Source organism: Cellulomonas fimi, from assembly GCF_028583725.1.
In the GTDB taxonomy this organism is placed as follows: Bacteria; Actinomycetota; Actinomycetes; order Actinomycetales; family Cellulomonadaceae; genus Cellulomonas; species Cellulomonas fimi_B.
The window spans coordinates 2,713,566-2,738,115 of sequence record NZ_CP110680.1 but is presented as its reverse complement, the minus strand read 5'-3'; the positions used below and the strand labels follow the sequence as shown (position 1 = coordinate 2,738,115).

Here is a 24,550-nt window from a genome sequence, read left to right as displayed (position 1 = left end):
GCTCCTACGACAGGGGAGACAGAGTGGTTTCTCGCACCTCAGCACACGCGCGCACGGGCGCCACGGCCGTCGTCGCGACGGTCGCGCTCGCGCTGGCAGGAAGCGGCGCGGCCCTCGCCGCGTCGCAGATCGGGGAGGGCACCTTCGAGTCCGGCGCCGAGGGCTGGGTCGCCTACGGCACGGACGGGCCGATCGACACGAGCACGGGCGCGCTGTGCGTCGACGTGCCGGCCGGGTCGGCGCAGTACGGCGTCGGCGTCGTGCTCAACGGCGTCGCGATCGAGCAGGGCGAGACGTACACGCTCGCGTACACCGCGTCGGCCTCGACCGACGTCACGATCCGCGCCCTCGTCGGCCAGAACGGCGCGCCGTACGGCACGGTGCTCGACACGAGCCCGGCGCTGACCTCCGACCCGCGCGACGTCACCGAGACGTTCACCGCGTCCGCCACGTACCCGGCGACGCCCGCCCCGGACGACCCGGAGGGGCAGATCGCGTTCCAGCTCGGCGGCTTCAGCGCCGACGCGTGGACGTTCTGCCTCGACGACGTGTCCCTCGACTCCGACGTCGAGCTGCTGTCGCACACGTCGTTCGCCGAGTCGCTCGGCCCGTGGTCGCTCTACGGCACGAGCGACCCGGTGTTCGCCGACGGCCGCATGTGCGTCGACCTGCCGGGCGGCCAGAGCAACCCCTGGGACGCGGGCCTCGCGTACAACGGCCTGCCCGTCGACGAGGGCGAGAACTACGTCCTGTCGTTCACCGCGAGCGCGACGCCGGACATGCCGGTGCGCGTCATCGTGGGCGAGGGCGGCGGCGCCTACCGGACTGCGTTCGAGCAGGGCTCGGCGCCGCTCACCGGCGAGCCGACGACCCTCGACTACGCGTTCACGTCGAACCTCACGTTCCCGCCCGACGGCACCGCGCCGGGGCAGCTCGCGTTCCACCTCGGCAAGGCCGCCGCGTACGAGTTCTGCATCTCCGACGTCTCGCTGACGACGTCCGCGACCCCACCGCCCGGGTACGAGCCCGACACCGGGCCGCGCGTGCGCGTCAACCAGGTCGGCTACCTGCCGTTCGGACCGAAGCGCGCGACGCTCGTGACGGACGCAGCGGACCCGGTCGCGTGGGAGCTGCACGACGCCGACGGCGGGGTCGTCGCCGACGGCACGAGCGAGCCGCGCGGCGTCGAGCCGTCGGCCGAGCAGGCCGTGCACGTCATCGACTTCTCCGACGTGACGGTCGAGGGCGAGGGCTTCACGCTCGTCGCAGACGGTGAGACGAGCCGGCCGTTCGACATCGAGGCCGACCTCTACCAGCAGCTCCGGTACGACGCCCTCAACTACTTCTACCTCGCGCGCTCGGGCACCGAGATCGAGGCCGACGTCGTCGGCGAGGAGTACGCCCGCGAGGCCGGGCACGTCGGCGTCGCGCCCAACCAGGGCGACACGGACGTCCCCTGCCTCGGGCCGCGCGACTACTACGACGGCTGGACGTGCGACTACCGGCTCGACGTGAGCGGCGGCTGGTACGACGCGGGCGACCACGGCAAGTACGTCGTCAACGGCGGCATCGCGGTCGGCCAGCTGCTCCAGACGTACGAGCGTGCGCTGCACGCCGGCACGGCCGAGGCGCTGGCCGACGGCACGCTCGACCTGCCCGAGCACGGCAACGACGTGCCCGACGTGCTCGACGAGGCGCGCTGGGAGCTCGAGTGGATGCTCTCGATGATCGTGCCCGAGGGCGAGTACGCGGGCATGGTGCACCACAAGGTGCACGACGAGGGCTGGACCGGCCTGCCGCTGCTGCCCGCCGACGACCCGCAGGTGCGCTCGCTGCACCGCCCGTCGACCGCGGCGACGCTCAACCTGTCCGCGGTCGCCGCGCAGGGTGCGCGGCTGTTCGAGGCGTACGACCCGGCGTTCGCCGAGACCCTGCTCGACGCCGCGCGCTCGACGTGGGCCGCCGCGCAGGCGCACCCGGCGCTCTACGCGCCCGGCGAGGCCGGTGCGGACGGCGGCGGCGCGTACAACGACTCCGAGGTGTCCGACGAGCTCTACTGGGCCGCCGCGGAGCTGTACCTCACGACAGGGGAGGACGCGTTCGCGCAGGCCGTGACGTCGTCGCCGCTCCACGCGGCGGACGTGTTCACGCCGGACGGGTTCAGCTGGGGGAGCGTCGCGGCGCTCGGCCGGCTCGACCTCGCGACCGTGCCGAGCGCGCTGCCCGACCGTGACGACGTCCGCGCGTCGGTCGTCGCGGGTGCCGAGGAGTACCTCGCCGCACAGGCCGACCAGGGCTTCGGGTCGCTGTACTCGCCGCCCGGCGGCCAGTACGTGTGGGGCTCGAGCTCGCAGGTCGCGAACAACCTCGTCGTCGTCGCGACGGCGTACGACCTCACCGGCGACGCGAGGTTCCGTGCGTCGACGCTCGAGGGGCTCGACTACCTGCTGGGCCGTAACGCGCTCAACCAGTCGTACGTGACCGGCTGGGGAGAGGTCGCCTCGCACCAGCAGCACAGCCGGTGGTTCGCGCACCAGCTCGACCCGTCGCTGCCGGGCCCGCCGCCCGGCTCGCTCGCGGGCGGTCCCAACTCCCAGGCGGCGACGTGGGACCCGACGACCAAGGCGGCCTTCCCGAACGGCTGCGCACCGTCGGCGTGCTACGTCGACGAGATCCAGGCGTGGTCGACCAACGAGATCACGGTCAACTGGAACTCGGCGCTGTCGTGGGTCGCGTCGTGGGTCGCCGACCAGGGCGCCGGGAAGCCGACCGCGGTCGCTCCGACGATCACGGAGCAGCCCGCCGACGCGACCGCCGGGGTCGGCACCGACGCCACGTTCACCGCGGCCGCGAACGGCGTCCCGGCGCCGGCCGTGCAGTGGCAGGTGCGCGGTGCGCGGGGCGGCTGGAAGGACGTCGCGGGTGCGACCAGCCTGACGCTGACCGTCCGGGCGACCGCGAAGACCGACGGCAACCGGTACCGGGCGGTGTTCTCGAACGCCTCGGGGACCGCCGAGTCGACCGCCGCCCGGCTCACGGTGCAGCGGACGCCCCCGGTCGTCACCCAGCAGCCGAGCGACGTCAGGGCGCGGCTCGGCACCGTCGCGACGTTCCGCGCCGCGGCCGACGGGTACCCCGAGCCGCGCGTCGCGTGGCAGGTCCGCTGGGCGCGCGGGTCGTGGCACACGATCCCGGGCGCGACGTCGACGACGCTGCGGGTCCCGGTCACCGTGCTCGCCGCGAGCACGCAGTACCGCGCGGTGTTCACCAGCACCGAGGGCTCGGCCACGACCGACGCCGCGGCGCTCGTGATCGACCGGCCTCGCAGCTGACGGACGGTCCACGACGGCGCGCGGCCGGCCTCGGGTCGGCCGCGCGCCGTGCCGCGTCCGCGCGTGCGCGCGGCGCGTCCCGGACCGTCCGCGGCGGGGACCGCCGTCAGGGCCGCGTCGTGGCGGTGGCATGATCCTCCCTGTGCAGCGCTGGAACGACCTCGCGGACGTCCCGTCCGGGTTCGGCCCGTCGGTCGTGACCATCGGCAACTTCGACGGTGTCCACCGCGGGCACGTCAGCGTCCTCACCCGAATGTGCGCCGACGCGCGCGCGGTCGGGGCGCGCGCCGTGGCCGTGACGTTCACGCCGCACCCGCTCCAGGTGCACCGGCCCGACAGCGCGCCCGAGCTCATCACGGGCGACGAGGACCGGCTCGAGCTGCTCGCGGAGACGGGTCTCGACGCCGTCCTCCTGCTGCCGTACACGCTCGAGTTCGCGCGCCAGACGCCGCAGGAGTTCGTCGAGCGGTACCTCGTCGACGGGCTGCGGACGCGCACGGTCGTCGTCGGCCGCGACGTGCGGTTCGGCTGGCAGAACTCGGGCGACCTCTCGACGATGGTCGCGCTCGGCGAGCGGTACGGGTTCGACGTCGAGGTCATCGAGGACGTCACGCCCGCGCCCGCCGCCGACCCCGGCAGCGCCGAGGACCAGGCTGCCGACCCGCTGCGGCGCCGGTGGTCGTCGACGTGGGCGCGCGAGCTCCTGGAGGCGGGCGACGTCGTGCAGGCCGCGCGCGTGCTCGGCCGCCCGCACCGCGTGCGCGGGACCGTCGTGCACGGCGACGCGCGCGGCCGCGAGCTCGGCTACCCGACGGCGAACCTCGGCGGTGAGCTCACGGGCATGGTGCCGGCCGACGGCGTGTACGCCGGGTGGCTGCGGCGCGTGCGGCACGCCGACGGGACCGCCGTGACGTCGCAGGACCCGGACCGCGTCCTGCCCGCCGCGGTGTCGATCGGCACCAACCCGACGTTCGACGGGCAGGAGCGCCGCATCGAGGCGTACGTCCTCGACCGCGACGACCTCGACCTCTACGACGAGCAGGTCGTCGTCGAGCTCGTCGAGCGGCTGCGCCCGACGCTGCGGTTCGACTCGGTCGACGCGCTGCTCGAGCGCATGGGCGAGGACGTCGAGCGCGTGCGCGAGGTCCTGGCGGGCGCGGCCACCGCCTGACGCGGGGCGTCGGCGCCGGCCGGGGGCCGGCGGCGGGCGGCGGGCGGCAGGTCGGCCACGAACCGCCTGGTACGATGGTCGACGCCGTCAGAACGGCCGCGGAACGAGAGAGCCCGGGTGGACATGCCCCGGAGCACCGCGCAACGAGACAACCTGGAGAACCGTGTCCCTGGACAGCGCCACCAAGCAGGCCATCATGACCGAGTACGCGACGCACGAGGGCGACACCGGTTCGCCGGAGGTGCAGATCGCCGTCCTGACCCAGCGGATCAAGGACCTGACGGAGCACCTCAAGGAGCACAAGCACGACCACCACAGCCGTCGCGGCCTGCTGCTGCTCGTCGGTCGTCGTCGTCGTCTTCTCGGCTACCTGCAGAAGGTCGACATCAACCGCTACCGCTCGATCATCGAGCGCCTCGGCCTGCGCCGTTGAGCCTCCGGACCAGCCCGGACCCGTACCAGGGTCCGGGCTGGTCCGATGTTCGCCCCGGCCGGGCCTGACCGTCCGGCCGGCGTGCCTCCCGCACGACCAGCACCACCAGCACCACCCAGCACCATCCACCGCGTCGGCCCGCTCGTCCGGTCCTCGGTAGTGGCCCCCGGAGCCCCACGGCTCCGAGGACCACGGTCGAAGACCGCCGCGGCCGGCCGGCGCCTTCGAGAACGAGGAGGGCACCCGTGGAGGGTCCCGAGATCCAGTTCGCCGAGGCCGTGATCGACAACGGTCGCTTCGGCACCCGCACCGTCCGCTTCGAGACGGGCCGCCTGGCCAAGCAGGCCGCCGGCTCGGCCGCCGCCTACCTGGACGGCGACACGATGCTCCTGTCGGCCACGACGGCCGGCAAGCACCCCAAGGACCAGTTCGACTTCTTCCCGCTGACGATCGACGTCGAGGAGCGGCAGTACGCCGCGGGCAAGATCCCCGGCTCGTTCTTCCGTCGTGAGGGCCGTCCCTCGACCGAGGCGATCCTGGCGTGCCGTCTCGTCGACCGCCCGCTGCGCCCCCTGTTCGTCAAGGGCCTGCGCAACGAGGTCCAGGTCGTCATCACCGTCCTCGCGATCCACCCGGACGACGCGTACGACGTGCTCGCGATCAACGCCGCGTCCATCTCGACGCAGCTCTCCGGCCTGCCCTTCTCGGGCCCCGTCGGTGGCGTGCGCATCGCGCTCGTCGACGGCCAGTGGGTCGCGTTCCCGCGCTACTCCGAGCGTGAGCGCGCGACGTTCGACATGGTCGTCGCCGGTCGTGTCGTCGGTGACGACGTGGCCATCGCCATGATCGAGGCCGAGGCGCCCGAGAAGTCGTGGAACCTCATCCAGGAGGGTGCGACCGCGCCCACCGAGGAGATCGTCGCGCAGGGCCTCGAGGCCGCGAAGCCGTTCATCAAGGTCCTCGTCGAGGCGCAGCAGGAGCTCGCCGCGAAGGCCGCCAAGGAGACCCAGGTCTTCCCGACGTTCCCGGACTACCAGGACGACGCGTTCGCCGCCGTCGAGTCCGCCGCGACCGCGTCGCTGGGCGAGGCGCTGTCCATCGCCGACAAGCAGACGCGCGAGAACCGTCTCGACGAGATCAAGGCCGAGGTCGTGGGCCAGCTCGCCGAGCAGTTCGAGGGCCGCGAGAAGGAGCTCTCCGCCGCCTACCGGTCGGTGCAGAAGAAGCTCATCCGCCAGCGCATCCTCACGGACGGCTTCCGCATCGACGGCCGCGGCCTGCGGGACATCCGCACGCTGTCGGCCGAGGTCGAGGTCCTGCCCCGCGTGCACGGCTCGGCGATCTTCGAGCGCGGCGAGACGCAGATCCTCGGCGTCACGACGCTCAACATGCTCCGCATGGAGCAGCAGCTCGACACGCTCTCCCCGGAGACGCGCAAGCGGTACATGCACAACTACAACTTCCCGCCCTACTCGACGGGTGAGACGGGCCGTGTCGGCTCGCCGAAGCGCCGCGAGATCGGCCACGGCGCGCTCGCCGAGCGGGCGCTCATGCCCGTGCTGCCGAGCCGCGAGGAGTTCCCCTACGCGATCCGTCAGGTGTCCGAGGCCCTCGGCTCCAACGGCTCGACGTCCATGGGCTCGGTCTGCGCCTCGACGCTGTCGCTGCTCAACGCCGGTGTGCCGCTGCGCGCCCCCGTCGCGGGCATCGCGATGGGCCTCGTGTCCGACACGGTGGACGGTGAGACCCGCTACGCGGCGCTCACCGACATCCTCGGCGCCGAGGACGCGTTCGGTGACATGGACTTCAAGGTCGCCGGCACGCGCGACTTCGTCACCGCGATCCAGCTCGACACCAAGCTCGACGGCATCCCCGCGTCGGTGCTGGCCGGCGCGCTGACGCAGGCCAAGGAGGCGCGTCTCGCGATCCTCGACGTCATCGCCGAGGCGATCGACGTCCCGGACGAGATGAGCCCGTTCGCGCCGCGCGTCATCACGGTGAAGGTCCCCGTCGACAAGATCGGCGAGGTCATCGGCCCCAAGGGCAAGATGATCAACCAGATCCAGGAGGAGACCGGCGCCGACATCTCGATCGAGGACGACGGCACGGTCTACATCGGCGCCACCGACGGTCCGTCGGCGGAGGCCGCGCGGGCGGCGATCAACGCGATCGCCAACCCGCACATGCCCGAGGTGGGCGAGCGCTTCGTCGGCACCGTCGTGAAGACGACGACGTTCGGCGCGTTCGTGTCGCTCTCGCCGGGCAAGGACGGTCTGCTGCACATCTCGCAGATCCGCAAGCTCGTCGGCGGCAAGCGCGTCGAGAACGTCGAGGACGTCCTGTCCATCGGGCAGAAGGTCCAGGTCGAGATCGGCGAGATCGACCCGCGCGGCAAGCTCTCGCTGCACGCGGTCATCGAGGAGGACGCCGCGGCCGACGCGCCGGCGGAGTCCGCCGCCGCCGCGCCCGCCGACGCCTGACGTGCCGCTGGACCTCCCGCTCGTCGGCCCGGGCCTGCCCGGGGCGGAGCAGACCGCCGGGCAGGACGGCGACGCCATCGTGCGTCGTTCCGTCCTGCCCGGCGGGGTCCGCGTGCTCACCGAGCAGATGCCCGGCCTGCGCTCCGCCACCGTCGGGGCGTGGGTCGGCGTCGGCTCGCGCGACGAGGAGTCGGGCCACTTCGGCTCGACGCACTTCCTCGAGCACCTGCTGTTCAAGGGCACGGCCCGCCGGTCCGCGATGGACATCGCCGAGGCGTTCGACGCCGTCGGCGGTGAGGCCAACGCCGCGACCGGCAAGGAGCACACCTGCTACTACGCGCGCGTGCTCGACACCGACCTCCCGATGGCGGTCGACGTCATCGCGGACATGGTGACCTCGGCGCGGCTCGACGCCGACGAGCTCGAGACCGAGCGCGGCGTGATCCTCGAAGAGCTCGCGATGAACGACGACGACCCGAGCGACGTCGTGCACGAGCAGTTCGCGTCGGCGGTGCTGGGTGGACACCCGCTCGGCCGCCCCATCGGCGGCACGCCCGACACGATCCGCGCGGTCCCGCGTGACGCCGTGTGGGAGCACTACCGCTGGCACTACACGCCGTCGACCCTGGTCGTCACCGCGGCGGGCGGCGTCGACCACGACGTGCTGTGCGCCCAGGTCGCCGACGCCCTCGCGACCGGTGGCTGGTCGCTCGACGGTCAGGCCGCGCCGACCGGACGGCGTCCCGTCACGTCGCTCGCGCTCGCCGCGGGCTCGTCGGGCATCCCGGCGGACGGCGTCGAGCTCACGGTGCGCCGGCACACCGAGCAGGCGAACGTCATCGTCGGCGGCACGGCGCTCACCGCGACCGACGACCGCCGCTTCACGCTCTCGGTCCTCAACGCGGTGCTGGGCGGCGGCATGTCGTCGCGTCTCTTCCAGGAGATCCGCGAGCGGCGGGGCCTCGCCTACTCGACGTACTCGTACGCCTCCGGGCACGCCGACACGGGGGTCTTCGGGCTGTACGCGGGCTGCGCACCGGGCAAGGTCGACGAGGTCGTCGCCCTCATGGTCGCCGAGTGGGAGCGCCTCGCGCAGGACGGCATCACGCCGGCCGAGCTCGAGCGGTCGCGCGGGCAGCTCGCGGGCGGCCTCGTGCTCGGCATGGAGGACACCGGCTCGCGCATGAGCCGACTCGGCAAGGCCGAGCTGGTGCACGGCGAGCTGCTCAGCATCGACGAGTCGCTCGAGCGCATCCGCTCGGTGACGGCCGCCGACGTGCAGGAGCTCGCCGCCGAGCTCGCGTCGCGGCCGCGCTCCGTGGTGCGTGTCGGCCCGTTCGGCGACTGACCCCGACGCACCCGCACGATCCTCACCCGACCGGCGGGCCGATCGGCCCACCCGGTCCGGCGACCGCGCGTCATCATGGGGTATGAGCGTCGAGTACCGCAGGTTCGAGCCGCCCGACGCGGCGCGTGGCCTCGTCGAGCACCTGTGGGTGGTCCGGCAGCCGTCGGTCGTCGTCACACGTGAGGTTCTCCTGCCGGACGGCCACGGGCTCGCGCTCGTGACGCTCGGCGCGCGCGGCGGACGCGTCGACGCGCTCACGCGGCGCCGCACGGCGGACGGCCCCGGTGTCCGCGGTCCGTCGAGCCGCCCCGTCGTCCGTGAGCAGCCGGGCCCGTCGGTCCGGCTGGGGGCTCAGCTCGGACCGCTCGCCCTCGCGCGGCTGCGCGTCCCCGTCGCCCCGGACGACGTCGTCCCGCTCGACCGGTCGTTCGCGACCGCCGACGTGGCCGCGTGCCAGGCGGCCCTCGAGGCGGGCGACGACGACCGCGCGGCGCAGCTGCTGGGCGTCGCGGTCGCCGGGGCGCTCGCGGCGGCCGAGGAGCCCGAGGAGCTCACCCTGCTCGAGCCCGCGGTCGAGGAGCTGCTCGCGTCCCGCGGGCTCGTGACCGTCGCCGACCTCGCGCGCGCAGCGGAGCTGCCCGTCGGCACGTTGCACCGGTGGTCCGTCGAGCACCTGGGCCTCGCGCCCGACGCGCTGCTCGCGGCGGTGCGGTTCTCCGCGTTCGTGCGCGATGCCGTCGGACCGGGACCGGTCCGCCCCGAGGACGCGCTCGGGGCGATCCGCTGGTACGTGCAGGCGGGCTACCCGCCGCGCGAGGTCGAGCGGTTCACCGGCTTCACACCGCTGGAGCTGCGGCGGATCGAGCAGGGGATCGCCGCGGCGCTGGGGTCGCCGGTCGCCGGATAGGGTTTCACCCCGTGAGCGAACCGATCAGGGTGGCCGTCCTCGGCGCGGCTGGACGCATGGGCTCGACCGTCGTGCGGGCCGTCGACGAGGCCCCCGACCTGCAGCTGGCGGTCGCACTGGACGCGGGCGGCGACCTGTCGGCCGTCGTGGACGCCGGAGCGCAGGTCGCGGTCGACTTCACGGTCCCGTCGGTGACCGAGGGCAACGTGCACGCGCTCGTCGACGCGGGCGTGCACGCCGTCGTCGGCACGACCGGCTGGGACGACGACGCGCTGGCACGGGTCCGCGACCACCTCGCCGACCGGCCCGGTGTGGGCGTGCTGGTGGCGCCCAACTTCGCGATCGGCGCCGTCCTCGCCATGGCGTTCGCGGCGCGTGCGGCGCGCTGGTTCGAGTCCGCCGAGGTCGTCGAGCTGCACCACCCGAACAAGGTCGACGCCCCGTCCGGCACCGCGCGCCACACGGCCGCGGGGATCGCCGCCGCGCGTGCCGCCGCGGGGCTGGGGCCGATGCCCGACGCGACCGAGCAGACGCTCGACGGTGCGCGGGGCGCCGACGTCGACGGCGTCCGCGTGCACGCGGTCCGGCTGCGCGGTCTCGTCGCGCACGAGGAGATCCTGCTCGGCAACGCGGGGGAGCAGCTGACGATCCGGCACGACTCGTTCGACCGCGTGAGCTTCATGCCGGGCGTGCTGTTGGGCGTGCGCGAGGTCGGCCGACGGCCCGGCCTGACCGTGGGCCTCGAGCACCTGCTCGACCTCTGACCGTGGCCGAGCCCTCGCGCCGTCGGCGCACCGGCATCGCGGCCGCGGTCGCGATGACCGGGCTGCTCGCGCTCTACGTCTGGCTGGTCGCCGTCCGCGCGACGGCGCTCGTCACGAGCGGCGAGCCCGTCGGGGTCGTCCTCGGGATCGCGTTCTGGGTGCTGCCGCTGCTCGTGGTCGGGCTCGTCGCGCGCGAGTGGCGGCTCGCCGTCGACGTGCAGCGGATGGCCGACGAGCTCGCCGACGCCGACGAGCTGCCCGTCGACACCCTCCCGCGGTCGCCCGGCGGGCGGATCGACCGCGCGGCCGCGCGCGACGCCTTCGAGGACGCGCGCGCGGTCGTCGACGCCGCGCCCGAGGACTGGCGCTCCTGGTACCACCTCGCGTTCGCGTACGACGCGGCGGGGGACCGGCGACGCGCGCGCGAGTCGCTGCGGACCGCGAGCCGGCTGCACCGCGCGGCCTGACGCGTCGTCGTCCGGCAGCGCCCTCCGGCGGCGGTCGGATGGCGGAGGTCAGATGGAGGCGGACCAGCGGCGCTCGACGACGATCCGCTCGGCGCCCTGCGCGTCGCGCGCGGGCGCGAGCTCGCGCACCGCACCGTCCGCGCCGAGCCCGCACGACGCGAGGAACTGCTCACGGGCGGTGTCGCCGTCGAGCACCCACGTGAGGACCTGGTCGGCGCCGTCCGCGCGGAGCAGGTCGACCGCCGCGGCGAGCAGCCGCGACCCGTGCCCCTGCCGCTGCCGCAGCGGCTCGACCTCGAGAGCGAGCACCACGCCGCCCGGTGCGCCGGTCGGGTCGTCGGCCGGCGCGGGCACGGGGGCGACGGAGGCGACGCCGACGACCGCGGGCCCGTCGCACGCCACCAGCACGTGGAAGCCGGTCGACGGCGGCGACGTGATCGCGGTCGACCAGCGGTCCCGCACGGCGTCCTCGTCGACGAGCGCGAGCGCCTCGCTGCCGAGCGCGTCGGCGTGCGCGAGCCGCCACGCGGCGACCTGCACGCGCGCTATGCGGCCCTCGTCGCCGGGGACCGCGGGCCGGACGGACACGTCGGCGTTCACGCCGCACCTCCCCGGACCGCCGGGCCGCGTCGGACGCTCGCGGTCGTCGGCGAGGTCGGGGCGCCGGTCGGGCACCGGTGGTTCTGCACGGGGTCCTCCGGGAGATCAGGCCGCCGGTGCGGGGCGACCGGCGGGTCGGGCGAGGCTATCAAGCGGGTGGCGACCGCCCGGCCGGGCGACGAGGGGTCGCGTCGGTGTCAGGGCATGCCGAGCGCGCGCAGCACGGCGGCGGTGACCGCGGCGAGCACGACGACCACGACGAACGGCGCGCGCAGCGCGAGCGCGACCGCGGCGACGGCCAGCGCCGGGATCCGGGCGTCGAGGACGATCGCGCGACCCGTGGTGGCGGCCTGCACGGCGACGAGTGCGGACAGCAGCGCGACGGTGACGAGCGCGGCGGCGCGGGCGACGCGCGGCTCGGCGAGCCAGTGCTCGGGCACGAGGTGACCGACGAGCTTGAGCGCCAGGCAAACGAGGCCTGCGGCGACGATCGCGCCCCACAGCACGACGTCGCTCACGAGACGGCTCCCTGCGGCTCGGTGGCGGCGTCGGTGGGGTCGGGCGGCGCGGCGACGACACCGACGACGATGGCGACGGCTGCGGCGAGCAGCACCGGGACGCCCGCGGGCACGAACGGGGTGGTGGCGAGCGCCACCAGCACGGCACCGGCCGCCACGAGCCGGGCCAGGTGCGCGGACCGGCCCGTGAGGCGCGGCCAGACGAGCGCGAGGAACGCGGCCGCGGCCGCGGCGTCGAGCCCGTACCTCCGCGGGTCGCCGAGCGCGTCGCCGAGCACGGCGCCGGCCAGCGTGAACGCGTTCCAGAGGACGAACACGCCGACGCCGGTCCACCAGAACCCGGCCCGTGCGGCGGCGCGTCCGGGCTGCGCGGTGCCGACCGCGGTCGACTCGTCGATCGTGAGGTGCGCGGCGAGCAGGCGACGCCAGCCGTGCACTCCCAGCAGCGGCGCGACCTGCGGGCCGTAGAGCCCGTTGCGCACGCCGAGCAGCCCCGCGGTCGCGATCGCCGCGCCCGCCGCGCCGCCCGCACCGATCACGCCGATGAACGCGAACTGCGAGCCGCCCGAGAACATGAGGACGCTGAGCGCGGCCGTCTGGGGCAGGCTCAGCCCCGCCGCGACCGCGAGCGCGCCGAAGGACACGCCGTACAGGCCCGTCGCGACCGACACCGACACCGCCTGGCGGACGGCCGCCCGCGTCTCGTCGTCCCTCACCACGCGGGTCACTGTCGCACACCGGCGCGCCGGGTCCGCGACGCCCCCGGTCAGAGCGCCACGTACACCGTCTCGAGGTACTCCTCGAGGCCCGCCTCGCCGCCCTCGCGCCCGAGCCCGGACGACTTGACCCCGCCGAACGGAGCGCTCGCGTCGGACACCATGCCGCGGTTCACGCCGAGCATCCCGGTCTCGAGCGCCTCCGCGAGCCGCATGACGCGCCCGACGTCGCGCGTGTACGCGTACGCGACCAGCCCGAACGGCGTGCCGTTCGCGAGCCGGACGCCGTCCGCCTCGGAGCCGAACGTCACGACGGGCGCGACGGGGCCGAAGATCTCCTCGCGGACGAGCCGCGCGTCCGGGTCGACGCGGTCGACGACCGTCGGTGCGTAGAAGTAGCCGGGGCGGGCGGGGCGCTCGCCGCCGACGTGCACGCGCGCGCCGCCGTCGACCGCCTCGGCGACGACCTCCTCGACGCGGTCGACCGCTGCCGCCTCGATGAGCGGCCCGACGGTCGTGCCCGGGTCGGCGCCGTGCCCGACGACGAGGTCGCCGAACGCCGCCGTCAGACGTCGGGTGAACTCCGGCGCGACGCCCTCCTGCACGAGGAAGCGGTTCGCGGCGACGCACGTCTGACCCGCGTTGCGCATCTTCGCCTGCACCGCGCCCTCGACCGCGGCGTCGAGGTCGGCGTCGTCGAACACGAGGAACGGGGCGTTCCCGCCGAGCTCCATCGACGTGCGCAGGATGCGGTCCGCGGACGCCTTGAGCAGCGTCGCGCCGACCTCGGTCGACCCGGTGAACGACAGCTTGCGCAGCCGCTCGTCGGCGAGCAGCGGACCCGAGACGGAGCGCGCCGAGGACGTGGGCACGACGTTGAGCACGCCCGTCGGCAGGTCGCGCGCCGCGAGCTCCTCGCGCACGATCTCGGCGACGAACGCGGTCGTGAGTGGCGTGAGCTGCGCGGGCTTGACGACGGCGGTGCACCCGGCGGCGAGGGCGGGCGCGACCTTGCGCGCGATCATCGCGATCGGGAAGTTCCACGGGGCGATGAGCAGGGCGGGCCCGACGGCACGCCGCAGCACGAGCTGGTGGTGGGTGCCCGCGGGCGCGCGCCGGGCGAGGCCGTCGAGCCGCACCGCCTGCTCGGAGTACCAGCGCACGTACTCGGCCGCGTAGGCGACCTCGGCGCGTGACTCGGCGAGCGGCTTGCCGCCCTCGGCGGTGACCAGCGCGGCGACGTCCTCCGTCCTGCGCGTGAGCGAGTCGAACACGGCCCGCAGCACGTCGGAACGCACGCGCGGCGCGGCGGTGCGCCACTCCTCGAACGCCGCGTCGGCCGCGGTGAGCGCGTCGAGCGCGTCCTGCTCGTCCCCGTCCGCGACGTCGAACAGGACCTCGGTCGTGGCGGGGTCGGCGACCTCGAACGTGCGACCGGAGTGCGCGGGTCGCCAGACGCCGCCGACGAGGACACCCGTGGGGACGTGCGCGGCGACCGTGGGGGGCAGGTGCGAGGACGTCGTCGTCATCGGTCCAGTGTCGCCCGGCGGCCGCGTGCGCACACGGCGACCGGGGCACCGGCGCGGCGGGGCCGGCCAGGTGCGTCGACCTAGCATGGCGCGCGTGAGCGTCGTCCTCGTCTGGGCCCAGACCCCCGCAGGCGTCATCGGGGCCAGCGGGGGCATCCCGTGGCACCTGCCCGAGGACCAGGCGCGGTTCCGCCGCCTCACGACGGGCCACCCGGTCGTCATGGGACGCGCGACGTGGGAGTCGCTGCCGCCGCACGTGCGCCCGCTGCCCGGTCGCCGCAACGTCGTCCTCAGCAGGGACCCCACCTTCGAGGCGCCGGGCGCCGAGGTCGTGGGCTCGTTCGAGGACGCGCTCGCGCTCGTCGGCGACGTCGAGACGTGGGTGATCGGCGGGGGAGAGGTCTTCGCGGCGGCGCTGCCGTCCGCCGACCGGGTCGAGGCGACCGTCGTCGACCTCGACGTCGCGGGCGACGCGCACGCCCCGCGGCTCGACGCGGACGCGTGGCGCGAGCGGGACCCCGCGGACGTCACGGGCGAGTGGCAGGTGTCGGGCCCGACGCGCTACCGCTACCGCACGTGGGTGCGGCGCTGACGCGTCGTCCGGGGCGTGGTCCGGGCACCGCCGCAGGTCCGGCGGGCGGTACCGTGAGCGCATGACCCGCGCCGCCACGCCCGCCCGACCGTTCGGGGCCGTGCTCACCGCGATGGTGACGCCGATGACCCCCGACGGTGCCGTCGACCTCGGCGCGGCGGTCACCCTGGCGAAGCGCCTGGTCGAGCAGGGCAACGACGGCCTCGTCCTCAACGGGACGACGGGCGAGGCGCCGACGACGCACGCGCCCGAGAAGGCCGAGCTCGTGCAGGCCGTCGTCGAGGCCGTCGGCGACGACGCGTTCGTCCTCGCGGGCGCCGGCTCCAACGACACCGCGCACGCCGTCCGCATGGCCGAGCAGGCCGCCGAGGCCGGGGCGCACGGGCTGCTCGTCGTCACGCCGTACTACTCCCGCCCGTCGCAGGCGGGGGTCGTCGCGCACGTGCGCGCCATCGCCGACGCGACCGAGCTGCCCGTCATGCTCTACGACGTGCCCGGCCGCACCGGCGTCCGCTTCTCGCCCGACAGCCTCGACGCCCTCGCCGCGCACGACCGCGTCGTCGCCATGAAGGACGCCGCCGGCGACGCCTTCGCGGCGACCAAGGCGATCGCGCGGACCGGGCTCGCCTGGTACTCCGGTGACGACGGTGCGCTGCTCACGCTGCTCGCGGCGGGCGGCGTCGGCATCGTCAGCGTGTCCGGCCACGTCGCGCCCGCTCAGCTCGCCGCCGTGGTCCGTGCGTGGGACGCGGGCGACCACGCCGAGGCGCTGCGCCAGTTCCGTGCCGTCGTGCCCGCGATCGACGCCCTCAACGGCGCCGGCTTCCAGGGCGTCGCCGCGAAGGCCGCGTGCGAGATCCTCGGCCTCATCCCGACCCGATCGACGCGGCTGCCGCTCGTGCCCGCGACCGACGACGAGGTCGACGCGATCCGGGACGGCCTGCGCGCCGCCGGACTGCTCGACGTCGCGCTCCGCTGACCCAGGAGAACCCTTTGAGCCACCCCCACCCCGAGCTCACCCTGCCGCCCGCGCTGCCCGACGGCGCCCTGCGCGTCGTCGCCCTCGGCGGGCTCGGTGAGGTCGGACGCAACATGGCGGTCCTCGAGTACGCCGGCCGGCTGCTCGTCATCGACTGCGGCGTCCTGTTCCCCGAGGACCACCAGCCCGGCGTCGACCTGATCCTCCCGGACTTCGACTACATCCGGGGCCGGCTCGACGACATCGAGGCCATCGTCCTCACGCACGGCCACGAGGACCACATCGGCGCCGTGCCGTACCTGCTGCGGCTGCGCCGCGACATCCCGCTGGTCGGCTCGCAGCTCACGCTCGCGTTCGTCGAGGCGAAGCTCAAGGAGCACCGGATCCAGCCGTTCACGCTGGCGGTGCGCGAGGGCCGGACCGAGACGCTCGGCGTGTTCGAGTGCGAGTTCGTGGCGGTCAACCACTCGATCCCGGACGCGCTCGCCGTCGCCGTCCGCACCGGTGCGGGCACCGTGCTGCACACGGGCGACTTCAAGATGGACCAGCTCCCGCTCGACGGGCGCATCACCGACCTGCGCGCGTTCGCGCGGCTCGGTGAGCAGGGCGTCGACCTGTTCATGGTGGACTCGACCAACGCCGAGGTCCCGGGGTTCGTCGCGCAGGAGCGCGGCATCGGACCGGTGCTCGACTCGGTGTTCGCCGACTCGACCAAGCGCATCATCGTCGCGTCGTTCGCGTCGCACGTGCACCGCGTGCAGCAGGTGCTCGACGCCGCCGTCGCGCACGGCCGGCGCGTCGCGCTGGTCGGCCGTTCGATGGTCCGCAACATGGCCATCGCGTCCGAGCTCGGCTACCTCACCGTGCCGGAGGGCGTGCTGATCGACCTCAAGGCGGTCGACGACCTGCCCGACGACGAGGTCGTCCTCATGTGCACGGGCTCGCAGGGCGAGCCGATGGCGGCCCTGTCGCGCATCGCGAACAACGACCACAAGGTGTCCGTCGGCCCCGGCGACACGGTGATCCTCGCGTCGTCGCTCATCCCCGGGAACGAGAACGCGGTGTTCCGGGTCATCAACGGGCTGACCCGCCTCGGCGCGCGCGTCGTGCACTCGGGCAACGCGAAGGTGCACGTGTCGGGCCACGCGAGCGCCGGCGAGCTCCTGTACTGCTACAACATCCTCAAGCCCCGCAACGTCATGCCGGTGCACGGCGAGGTGCGGCACCTCGTCGCGAACGCGGCCCTGGCCGTGCAGACCGGTGTGCCGGCCGACCGGGTCGTCCTCGCCGAGGACGGTGTCGTCGTCGACCTCGTCGACGGCAAGGCGTCGGTCGTCGGCGCGGTCCCGTGCGGCTACGTGTACGTGGACGGGTCGAGCGTCGGCGGCATCACCGAGGCCGAGCTCAAGGACCGCCGCATCCTCGGCGACGAGGGCTTCATCTCGATCTTCGCGGTGGTCAGCTCGGCCGACGGCAAGGTGCTCGCGGGCCCGCAGATCCACGCGCGCGGCTTCGCGGAGCAGGACGAGGTCTTCGAGGACATCCTCCCGGACCTCACGCGGGCGCTCGAGGAGGCCGCGGCGCAGGGTGCGGTCGACACGCACCAGCTGCAGCAGGTGATGCGTCGCGTCGTCGGCCGCTGGGTGTCGAACCGGCTGCGTCGCCGGCCGATGATCATCCCGGTGGTCGTGGAGGCGTAGCCGCGCCGACCGCCACGTTCGCCTCCCCGGCGGGCACCGCGTCGGCGGGCTCGTCGGGGCGCGGTGCGCGGCCGGACGTCCGCCGCGAGGCGGCGGCCGAGCCGATCAGGATGAGCGCGGTCGCGACGACGACCGTCACGGTCACCGGCTCGTCGAGCACGAGCGCGCCGAGCAGCACCGCGACGACCGGGTTGAGGTACGCGACGAGCGTCGAGCGCGCCGCGCCGACCTCGGCGATCAGGCCGAAGAACAGCACGAACGCCAGGGCGGTGCAGACGGCGCCGAGGGCTGCGAGCGACAGCACGGCGGGCGTCGACGGCCACGGGTGTGGCCCGGTGAACGCCACGACCGGCGCGTACGCGAGCGCGGACAGCGCCAGACAGGCCGTGGTCAGGGGGATCGGCGGGACGTCGCGCAGGTAGCGGTCCGCGATCATCGGGGCCGTCGCGTAGCCGAGCGCGGCGAGCAGCACCTGCGTGACCGCCCACGGGTCGTCGGCGCCGGCGCCCGGACCGAGCAGCAGCGCCACGCCGCCCAGCGCGACCAGCAGGCCGGCCCACCGGACCAGCGTCACGTGCTCGTTGGCGACGACGCGCGCGAGGACGACCGCGGCGATCGGCACGGTCGCGACGAGCAGGCCCGTGAGCGAGCTCGACAGCGAGCGCTCGGCGTTCGACAGCAGGATCCACGGGCCGACGATCTCCAGGACCGCGAACGCGACGACCGGCCGCCAGTGGCCGCGCAGCACACGCAGGCCGCCGCCGCGCAGCGCGAACGGCACGAGGAGCAGCGCGCCGAGCCCCGTGCGCACGAACACGACCATCGCGGGCGTGACCTCGCCGACGGCGACCTTGATGAGCAGGTAGGGGACACCCCAGATCACGCCCATCGCGACGAGCAGGAGCCAGCCCCGGCGGCTCACGGGCGGCCGCCGGCAGGGAGCGTGGACGTCATGACGCCACGCTAGGCCGGACCACCGACGCGGGTCCCCGTCATTCCTGCCGGAAGGCGGCGCGATGCTGCCGCGGACACTGCGGACCGCCGGTGCGAGAGTGGGCGCGCAGCGACCCGTCGGCGGTGCGACGGGTCGGCGGTGACCTTGCCTCTTCCGACCTGCCGGGACAGGCGGCAGGCTCGCCGCATGACCACGACACCCGACGACGCCCGCCCGAGCACCGCACCCGTGACGACCGGCCACGTGGAGGCCACGTTCGTCGGCGGGCCGACGCTGCTGCTGCGGTACGCGGGGCTGACCTTCCTCACCGACCCGACGTTCGACGACGCGCCCGCCGAGTACCCGGGGGCCGTCACGCTGCGCAAGCTCGTGGGGCCCGCGGTCCCACGAGCCGGGATCGGGACCGTCGACGCGGTCCTGCTCTCGCACGACCAGCACGCCGACAACCTGGACGTCAGCGGCCGCGCGCTGCTCGCCGACGTGCCGCTCGTGCTCTCGACGCCCGACGCGGCCGCGCGCGTGCCGGGCGTGCGCGGGCTGGAGCCCTGGGAGGAGACGACGGCCGGCGCGGTCCGCGTGACCGCCGTGCCCGCGGTGCACGGCCCGCCCGGCGCCGAGGCGCTGAGCGGGCAGGTCACCGGGTTCGTGCTGCGCGCCGCGGGGGAGCCGACCGTCTACGTGTCGGGCGACAACGCGCAGGTCGACGTCGTCGCGCAGGTCGCCGAGCGGTTTCCCGACGTGGCCGTGGCGGTGCTCTTCGTGGGCGGTGCGAACGTCGGGCGGTTCGGCGCCGAGCCGCTCACGCTCGACGCGGCGCGCGCGGTCGCCGCGACCCGGCTGCTCGCGGGCGCGCGCGTCGTGCCCGTCCACCACACCGACTGGGCGCACTTCGTCGACCCGCTCGAGGCGTTCGTGGAGGGCGCGGCGGCCGCCGGTCTGGCGGACCGGCTGGTCGTGCTGGAGCGGGGCGTGCCGACGGTTCTGTGACGGTCAGGTGCGTTCGAGCCCGCGGAACTCGGCGAGACGCTCGTGCTCGGCGTCGACCGCGCGCTGCACGTCCCGCGTCCACGGCACCCACGGGTCGAGCTCGAGGCCGAGCCGGCGCCCCCGGGCCCGCGGGCGCCACGTGCCGACGACGTCGCCGTCGACGACCACCGCGCCGGGCCTGCCGAGGACGGGCCACAGGGCGCGACGGCGGGCGGGGTCCGGCACGAGCGTCTCCCGGTCGCGCGACTGCAGGAAGAGGTCGTAGGGGCCGAGCAGCCGGACGACCGGCGGCTCGTCGTCGCGCCCGGCACGCGCGAGGGCCTCGGCGTCGGACGCGAGCACCGAGCGCGGCGCGCCGTCGACCTCGACGTCGACCACGTCGGCCGGCCAGCGCTCCCGGACGTCCGCGAGGGGCGCGTCGAGGAACACGGCGACCTGCTTCGGGTCGGCGGGCCCCATGAGGTGCAGCACGAGCCGCACGGGGTCGAGCGGGTCGACGCGGGACGTCCGGGCGCGCTCGACGCTGCCCACGCGTGACGACGGCCACCCGGGGATCCGGCGCACGACGGGCGGCGACGTGCCCGGCTCGAGCTCGAGGCCGCCGTGCAGGGCTGCGAGCCGGAACGTCATCTCCCACATGTGCGTCGCCCGGCACGCGCGGCACCAGCGCACGTACGGCTCGGGCAGCTCCTGGGTCATGCGGGTCGACAGGGCGCCCTTGACCATGGGCTCCGTGACGACCGCGCGCATGGTCCGTGCGGCGTGGGCGAGGCCGTCGACGGGGCGGATCCCGGCGGCGCGCAGCGGCTTCGCGGCGTCGTAGATGCGCGACGCCGCGTCGGCGTCGGAGTAGGGGCGCAGCGCGGCCTGGACGTCGCGCAACCGCTCGCGACGGTAGGCGTGCGGCGCGCCGCGCAGCGACCACACGAGCGCGAGGTCGTCCTGCGGCCAGGCGCGCGACCGGACGGGGACGCCGCGGACCGCGAGCGCCCACAGGGCGCCGTCGGGACCGGTGTCCTGCACGCCGAGGTCGAGCACCGCGGCGTCGGTCACGGCACGCGTCGGGTCGACGGGCCGGTCGAGCTGCTGGACGCGCACGCGGCGGCGCAGCACCTGGTCACGGCTGACGGACTGGACTCCCACGGGCCTACCGTCCCACGGCCGTCCGACATCGTGGCGTGGGTCAGGCGCCGCGCAGGATCCCGGGCCCGGCGGCTCGCAGCACGGCCGCGTAGCGCTCGGCCGCGACGTCCTCGGCGCCCGGCAGCAGGCCGCCGAGCTCGAGGTCGACGAGCCCGTGGACGAGCGCCCACAGGCCTTCTGCGGCGCGGTCCGCGCGCGCCTGCGCGCCGGGAGCGTCCGCGGCGACGAGGACGGCGTGCGCGGCGTCCCGCAGCACCAGGAACGTCGTCGCCCGGGCTGCCGGTGCGGCGGCCGGGTCGTCGGTGCTGCGGGTGCCGAACATGACGCGGTAGAAGTGCGGCTCGTCGAGCGCCCACCGGCGGTAGGCGAGCCCGAGGGCGAGCAGGTCGGCCGCGGGGTCGCCCGTGCGCGGGGCGGCCGCGAGCGACGCGCCGAACCGGGCGGCGGCCTCGTCGCCCACCGCGCGCAGCAGCGGCTCGCGGCCCCCGAACAGCGAGTACACCGCCGACGCGGAGGTGCCCGCGGCGCGCGCGACGTCGCGGACCGTCACGGCGTCGGGACCGCCGCGGGAGATCACGCGCGACGTCTCCTCGAGGAGGCGTGCGCGCAGCGCGTCGTCGTGCAGCCGGGGCCGGGCCATGCGGGGAGTCTACGGTCTTGACGCCGGTTTGCGAACGCTGTTACATAACACTGTTCGCAAACATCGACCCAGGAGGCACCCGTGCTCGAGCTCAGCGACGCCGCACGCATCACGGCCGGGATCGTCGCGCTCACGGTCGTCGGCATCGAGTCGGGCGGCTGGTTCCTCCTGCGCGTCGGAGGCGGCACCGTCCCGGCGACCGACTTCCAGCGTTCGTTCTTCCGTGCCGGGCACGCGCACGCCGGCGTGCTCGTCACCCTCGGGCTCGTCTGCCTGCTGCTGGGGGAGGCGACGTCGCTCGACGGGTTCTGGCGCTGGCTCGCCCAGACCGGCGTCCTCGTCGCCGCGATCCTGCTGCCCGCGGGGTTCTTCCTGTCGGCCGCGGGAGCCGGCCGGACGGCGCCGAGCCGGCTCGTCGTCCTCCTCCCGGCCGGTGCCGCGGTCCTCGCCGCGGGGGTCGTCACGCTCGGCGTCGGCCTGCTCACGGCCTGACCAGGACACCGCCCCGACACGCTCCGGCATCGCGCGTCGGCCCGCCACGCGGTCGCCCGCCGGGCGGGTCACGGACCGCCGTCCGTGCGACACGCGGCCGGTCCACCCGGAGCCCGTCGGCGCGGCGCACTACCGTGAGGACCATGGCGACCCGCACCTCCTCGTCCCGAGCGCGCTCCGGCGCGTCCGGCGGCGCCTCGCGCCAGGGCCGCCCCGCGACACCGCGCGGAGGCTCGTCGCGACCCACCGGTCGCGGGCCTGCTCCCGCACCTCAGCGACCGGCGCTGCCGCTGCGCATGCTGCGCGGCGTGTGGATGGGCTCCGCGCACCTCGTCGGCGGCGCCGCGCGCAAGGTCGGCCACGGTGCGCGCGACCTCGACCCGGCGCACCGCCGCGACGGCCTCGCGTTCACGCTGCTGGGGCTCGCGATCGTCATCGCGGCCCGCGAGTGGTGGAGCCTGTCCGGCACCGCGGGCGACGTCGTGCACGCGGTCGTCGCGGGCACGTTCGGGACGGTCGGCGTCGTCGTGCCCGTGGTGCTGCTCGGGCTGTCCGTGCGGCTCATGCGGCACCCGGACCGGGTCCAGGCCAACTCGCGCATCAGCATCGGGCTCACCGCGATCACGCTCGCCGTCTGCGGCCTCGTGCACATCGGCGCCGGGCTGCCCACGACCGACGACTTCGCCGCGCTGCGCAGCGCGGGCGGCGTCGTGGGGTTCCTCGTCGGGACGCCGCTCGCGAGCCTGCTGACGTCGGGCGTCGCCGTCGCGCTGCTGCTGCTCCTCGCGTTCTTCGGGGTGCTCGTCGTCACCGCGACGCCCGTCCACCAGATCGTGCCGCGGCTGCGCGACCTCTACCACCGGCTCACGGGCGGGCACCGGGACGCCGAGGCCGAGGAGGACGACGACGCGCCGCTCGTCATCAACGCGGGCCACACCGCGCTGCCCGAGATCGAGCCGCCGAAGAAGAAGACCCGCCTGCTCGGCCGCCGCAAGCGGGCCGGCCAGGTCGACGACGCGGACCCCGACCGCCTCGACGCGTACGTGGGCGACGAGGCGTTCGAGCGGGCCGCCGTCGTCGAGGCGCTCGCGGCCGACGCCGAGCCCGCGCCCGTCACCGAGCCCACGGCCGTCGTCCCCGCACCGCGCCCGCCGGCGGAGCTCCGCGCGCCCGAGCCGCGCGGCGTGCCCCGCGGCGAGCAGCCGATGCTCGAGGGCGACGTCCTGTACACGCTCCCGAACGAGGACGCCCTCGCCAAGGGCGCACCGCACAAGGTCCGCTCCGCCGCGAACGACCGGGTCGTCGAGTCGCTCACCACCGTGCTCGACCAGTTCGAGATCGACGCGAAGGTCACCGGCTTCACGCGCGGCCCGACGGTCACGCGCTACGAGGTCGAGCTCGGCCCGGCCGTCAAGGTCGAGCGCGTCACCGCGCTGAGCAAGAACATCGCGTACGCGGTCGCGAGCGCGGACGTCCGCATCCTGTCGCCCATCCCCGGCAAGTCCGCGATCGGCATCGAGATCCCCAACACGGACCGCGAGACGGTGTCGCTCGGCGACGTGCTGCGGTCCAGCGCCGCCAAGCGGTCCGAGCACCCGATGGTCATCGGCGTCGGCAAGGACGTCGAGGGCGGGTACGTCACCGCCAACCTCGCCAAGATGCCGCACCTGCTCGTCGCCGGCGCGACCGGCGCGGGCAAGTCGAGCTTCGTCAACTCGATGATCGTGTCGATCCTCATGCGGGCGACGCCCGACGAGGTCCGCATGGTCCTCGTCGACCCCAAGCGCGTCGAGCTCACGATCTACGAGGGCATCCCGCACCTCATCACGCCCATCATCACGAACCCCAAGAAGGCCGCCGAGGCGCTCGAGTGGGTCGTGCGGGAGATGGAGGCGCGGTACGACGACCTCGCGATGTTCGGGTTCAAGCACGTCGACGACTTCAACGTCGCCGTGCGGGCCGGCAAGGTCAAGCCGCTGCCGGGCTCGGAGCGCAAGATCGCGCCGTACCCGTACCTGCTGGTGATCGTCGACGAGCTCGCCGACCTCATGATGGTCGCCCCGCGCGACGTCGAGGCGTCGATCCAGCGCATCACGCAGCTCGCGCGCGCCGCCGGCATCCACCTGGTCCTCGCGACGCAGCGCCCGTCCGTCGACGTCGTCACGGGCCTCATCAAGGCCAACGTGCCGTCGCGCCTCGCGTTCGCCACGAGCTCCCTCACCGACTCGCGCGTCGTGCTCGACCAGCCCGGCGCCGAGAAGCTCATCGGCCAGGGTGACGCGCTCTTCCTGCCGATGGGCGCCGCCAAGCCCATGCGCACGCAGGGCGCCTGGGTCTCGGAGTCCGAGATCCACGCGGTCGTCGAGCACGTCAAGAAGCAGCTCAAGCCCGTCTACCGCGAGGACGTCGCCGCGGCCCCCGCCAAGAAGCAGGTCGACGAGGACATCGGCGACGACCTCGACCTGCTGCTCCAGGCCGCCGAGCTCGTCGTCACGTCGCAGTTCGGCTCGACGTCGATGCTGCAGCGCAAGCTGCGCGTCGGCTTCGCCAAGGCCGGGCGGCTCATGGACCTGCTCGAGTCCCGCGAGATCGTCGGCCCGTCCGAGGGCTCGAAGGCGCGCGAGGTGCTCGTCCAGCCCGACGACCTGCCGGGCACGCTCGCGATGCTGCGCGGCGAACCCGGTGCGCACGACGACGGCGCGCTGCCGGGCGACCCGCCGGTCGCGACCGACTACTTCGACGACGCCGAGGAGGACGACGCGGGACCCTGGTCCGGCGGCGGCCGATGAACCTGTCG

21 protein-coding genes are annotated in these 24,550 nt (G+C 74.8%); 14 read left to right on the top strand and 7 right to left on the bottom strand.

Translation table 11 applies throughout. The features are described from left to right. The first annotated feature begins 23 nt into the window (after positions 1 to 23). The 8 genes from OOT42_RS12370 (at position 24) to OOT42_RS12335 (ending at position 10,902) form a co-directional block, all read left to right on the top strand. A complete protein-coding gene (locus OOT42_RS12370) occupies positions 24 to 3,332 on the top strand; it encodes a glycoside hydrolase family 9 protein (protein ID WP_273651507.1) in 3,309 nt (1,102 codons plus the stop codon). 130 nt (positions 3,333 to 3,462) lie between these two features. Continuing rightward, positions 3,463 to 4,503 (top strand): bifunctional riboflavin kinase/FAD synthetase, encoded by a 1,041-nt coding sequence (locus OOT42_RS12365; RefSeq protein WP_273651506.1) that lies wholly within the window; start codon positions 3,463 to 3,465, stop codon positions 4,501 to 4,503. A 163-nt stretch (positions 4,504 to 4,666) separates the two neighbouring features. Then, positions 4,667 to 4,936, top strand: a complete 270-nt coding sequence (gene rpsO / locus OOT42_RS12360) for a 30S ribosomal protein S15 (protein WP_013770699.1) — start codon at positions 4,667 to 4,669, stop codon at positions 4,934 to 4,936. 245 nt (positions 4,937 to 5,181) lie between these two features. After that, positions 5,182 to 7,416 carry a polyribonucleotide nucleotidyltransferase gene (locus OOT42_RS12355; protein WP_273651505.1) on the top strand — a complete coding sequence of 745 codons (2,235 nt, stop codon included), beginning with the start codon at positions 5,182 to 5,184 and terminating at the stop codon, positions 7,414 to 7,416. Between the two features lies 1 nt (position 7,417). Then, the gene (locus OOT42_RS12350; RefSeq protein WP_273651504.1) at positions 7,418 to 8,764 is read left to right on the top strand and encodes a M16 family metallopeptidase; all 1,347 of its coding nucleotides are present in this window, start codon (positions 7,418 to 7,420) and stop codon (positions 8,762 to 8,764) included. Between the two features lie 82 nt (positions 8,765 to 8,846). Beyond that, positions 8,847 to 9,671 carry a hypothetical protein gene (locus OOT42_RS12345; RefSeq protein WP_273651503.1) on the top strand — a complete coding sequence of 275 codons (825 nt, stop codon included), beginning with the start codon at positions 8,847 to 8,849 and terminating at the stop codon, positions 9,669 to 9,671. A gap of 11 nt (positions 9,672 to 9,682) precedes the next feature. After that, positions 9,683 to 10,435, top strand: a complete 753-nt coding sequence (gene dapB, locus OOT42_RS12340; protein WP_273651502.1) for a 4-hydroxy-tetrahydrodipicolinate reductase — start codon at positions 9,683 to 9,685, stop codon at positions 10,433 to 10,435. Between the two features lie 53 nt (positions 10,436 to 10,488). Further along, positions 10,489 to 10,902: a hypothetical protein gene (locus OOT42_RS12335; protein WP_273654834.1), complete on the top strand. Its 414-nt coding sequence runs from the start codon at positions 10,489 to 10,491 to the stop codon at positions 10,900 to 10,902. A 48-nt stretch (positions 10,903 to 10,950) separates the two neighbouring features. Here the strand turns inward: OOT42_RS12335 and OOT42_RS12330 are convergent, their stop codons facing one another. The 4 genes from OOT42_RS12330 to OOT42_RS12315 form a co-directional block, all read right to left on the bottom strand. Then, positions 10,951 to 11,502, bottom strand: a complete 552-nt coding sequence (locus OOT42_RS12330) for a GNAT family N-acetyltransferase (protein ID WP_273651501.1) — start codon at positions 11,500 to 11,502, stop codon at positions 10,951 to 10,953. 197 nt (positions 11,503 to 11,699) lie between these two features. Further along, complete coding sequence (locus OOT42_RS12325; RefSeq protein WP_273651500.1) at positions 11,700 to 12,020, bottom strand: AzlD domain-containing protein; 321 nt, start codon at positions 12,018 to 12,020, stop codon at positions 11,700 to 11,702. Then, positions 12,017 to 12,736 (bottom strand): AzlC family ABC transporter permease, encoded by a 720-nt coding sequence (locus tag OOT42_RS12320; RefSeq protein ID WP_423776014.1) that lies wholly within the window; start codon positions 12,734 to 12,736, stop codon positions 12,017 to 12,019. The genes OOT42_RS12325 and OOT42_RS12320 overlap by 4 nt, the downstream gene beginning before the upstream one ends. A 50-nt stretch (positions 12,737 to 12,786) precedes the next feature. After that, positions 12,787 to 14,265 carry an NAD-dependent succinate-semialdehyde dehydrogenase gene (locus tag OOT42_RS12315; RefSeq protein WP_273651498.1) on the bottom strand — a complete coding sequence of 493 codons (1,479 nt, stop codon included), beginning with the start codon at positions 14,263 to 14,265 and terminating at the stop codon, positions 12,787 to 12,789. Between the two features lie 94 nt (positions 14,266 to 14,359). Between OOT42_RS12315 and OOT42_RS12310 the strand changes: the two genes are divergently transcribed. The 3 genes from OOT42_RS12310 to OOT42_RS12300 all read left to right on the top strand — a co-directional run bounded on the left by OOT42_RS12310 (position 14,360) and on the right by OOT42_RS12300 (position 17,536). Beyond that, the gene (locus OOT42_RS12310; RefSeq protein WP_273651497.1) at positions 14,360 to 14,857 is read left to right on the top strand and encodes a dihydrofolate reductase; all 498 of its coding nucleotides are present in this window, start codon (positions 14,360 to 14,362) and stop codon (positions 14,855 to 14,857) included. Positions 14,858 to 14,918: 61 nt separating this feature from the next. Further along, complete coding sequence (dapA, locus tag OOT42_RS12305; protein ID WP_273651496.1) at positions 14,919 to 15,836, top strand: 4-hydroxy-tetrahydrodipicolinate synthase; 918 nt, start codon at positions 14,919 to 14,921, stop codon at positions 15,834 to 15,836. 14 nt (positions 15,837 to 15,850) lie between these two features. Then, entirely contained in the window at positions 15,851 to 17,536 is a 1,686-nt protein-coding gene (locus OOT42_RS12300) for a ribonuclease J (protein WP_273651495.1), read from the top strand. Here OOT42_RS12300 and OOT42_RS12295 read toward each other — a convergent pair. Beyond that, positions 17,511 to 18,458, bottom strand: coding sequence for a DMT family transporter (locus OOT42_RS12295; protein ID WP_273651494.1), 948 nt, complete (start codon positions 18,456 to 18,458; stop codon positions 17,511 to 17,513). The two genes, OOT42_RS12300 and OOT42_RS12295, sit on opposite strands and share 26 nt — an antisense overlap. Positions 18,459 to 18,677: 219 nt before the next feature. Here OOT42_RS12295 and OOT42_RS12290 point away from each other — a divergent pair, with 219 nt between their 5' ends. Then, positions 18,678 to 19,478: an MBL fold metallo-hydrolase gene (locus OOT42_RS12290; protein WP_273651493.1), complete on the top strand. Its 801-nt coding sequence runs from the start codon at positions 18,678 to 18,680 to the stop codon at positions 19,476 to 19,478. Between the two features lie 3 nt (positions 19,479 to 19,481). Here OOT42_RS12290 and OOT42_RS12285 read toward each other — a convergent pair whose 3' ends face one another. Together OOT42_RS12285 and OOT42_RS12280 are read right to left on the bottom strand one after the other, a co-directional pair. Beyond that, the gene (locus tag OOT42_RS12285) at positions 19,482 to 20,621 is read right to left on the bottom strand and encodes a DNA glycosylase AlkZ-like family protein (protein WP_273651492.1); all 1,140 of its coding nucleotides are present in this window, start codon (positions 20,619 to 20,621) and stop codon (positions 19,482 to 19,484) included. A gap of 40 nt (positions 20,622 to 20,661) precedes the next feature. Then, positions 20,662 to 21,261: a TetR/AcrR family transcriptional regulator gene (locus tag OOT42_RS12280; protein ID WP_273651491.1), complete on the bottom strand. Its 600-nt coding sequence runs from the start codon at positions 21,259 to 21,261 to the stop codon at positions 20,662 to 20,664. A gap of 81 nt (positions 21,262 to 21,342) precedes the next feature. Between OOT42_RS12280 and OOT42_RS12275 the strand changes: the two genes are divergently transcribed. Then, on the top strand, positions 21,343 to 21,753 hold the full coding sequence (locus OOT42_RS12275; RefSeq protein ID WP_273651490.1) for a hypothetical protein: 411 nt from the start codon (positions 21,343 to 21,345) through the stop codon (positions 21,751 to 21,753). A 143-nt stretch (positions 21,754 to 21,896) separates the two neighbouring features. After that, positions 21,897 to 24,542 carry a DNA translocase FtsK gene (locus OOT42_RS12270; protein WP_273651489.1) on the top strand — a complete coding sequence of 882 codons (2,646 nt, stop codon included), beginning with the start codon at positions 21,897 to 21,899 and terminating at the stop codon, positions 24,540 to 24,542. Positions 24,543 to 24,550: the final 8 nt, after the last annotated feature.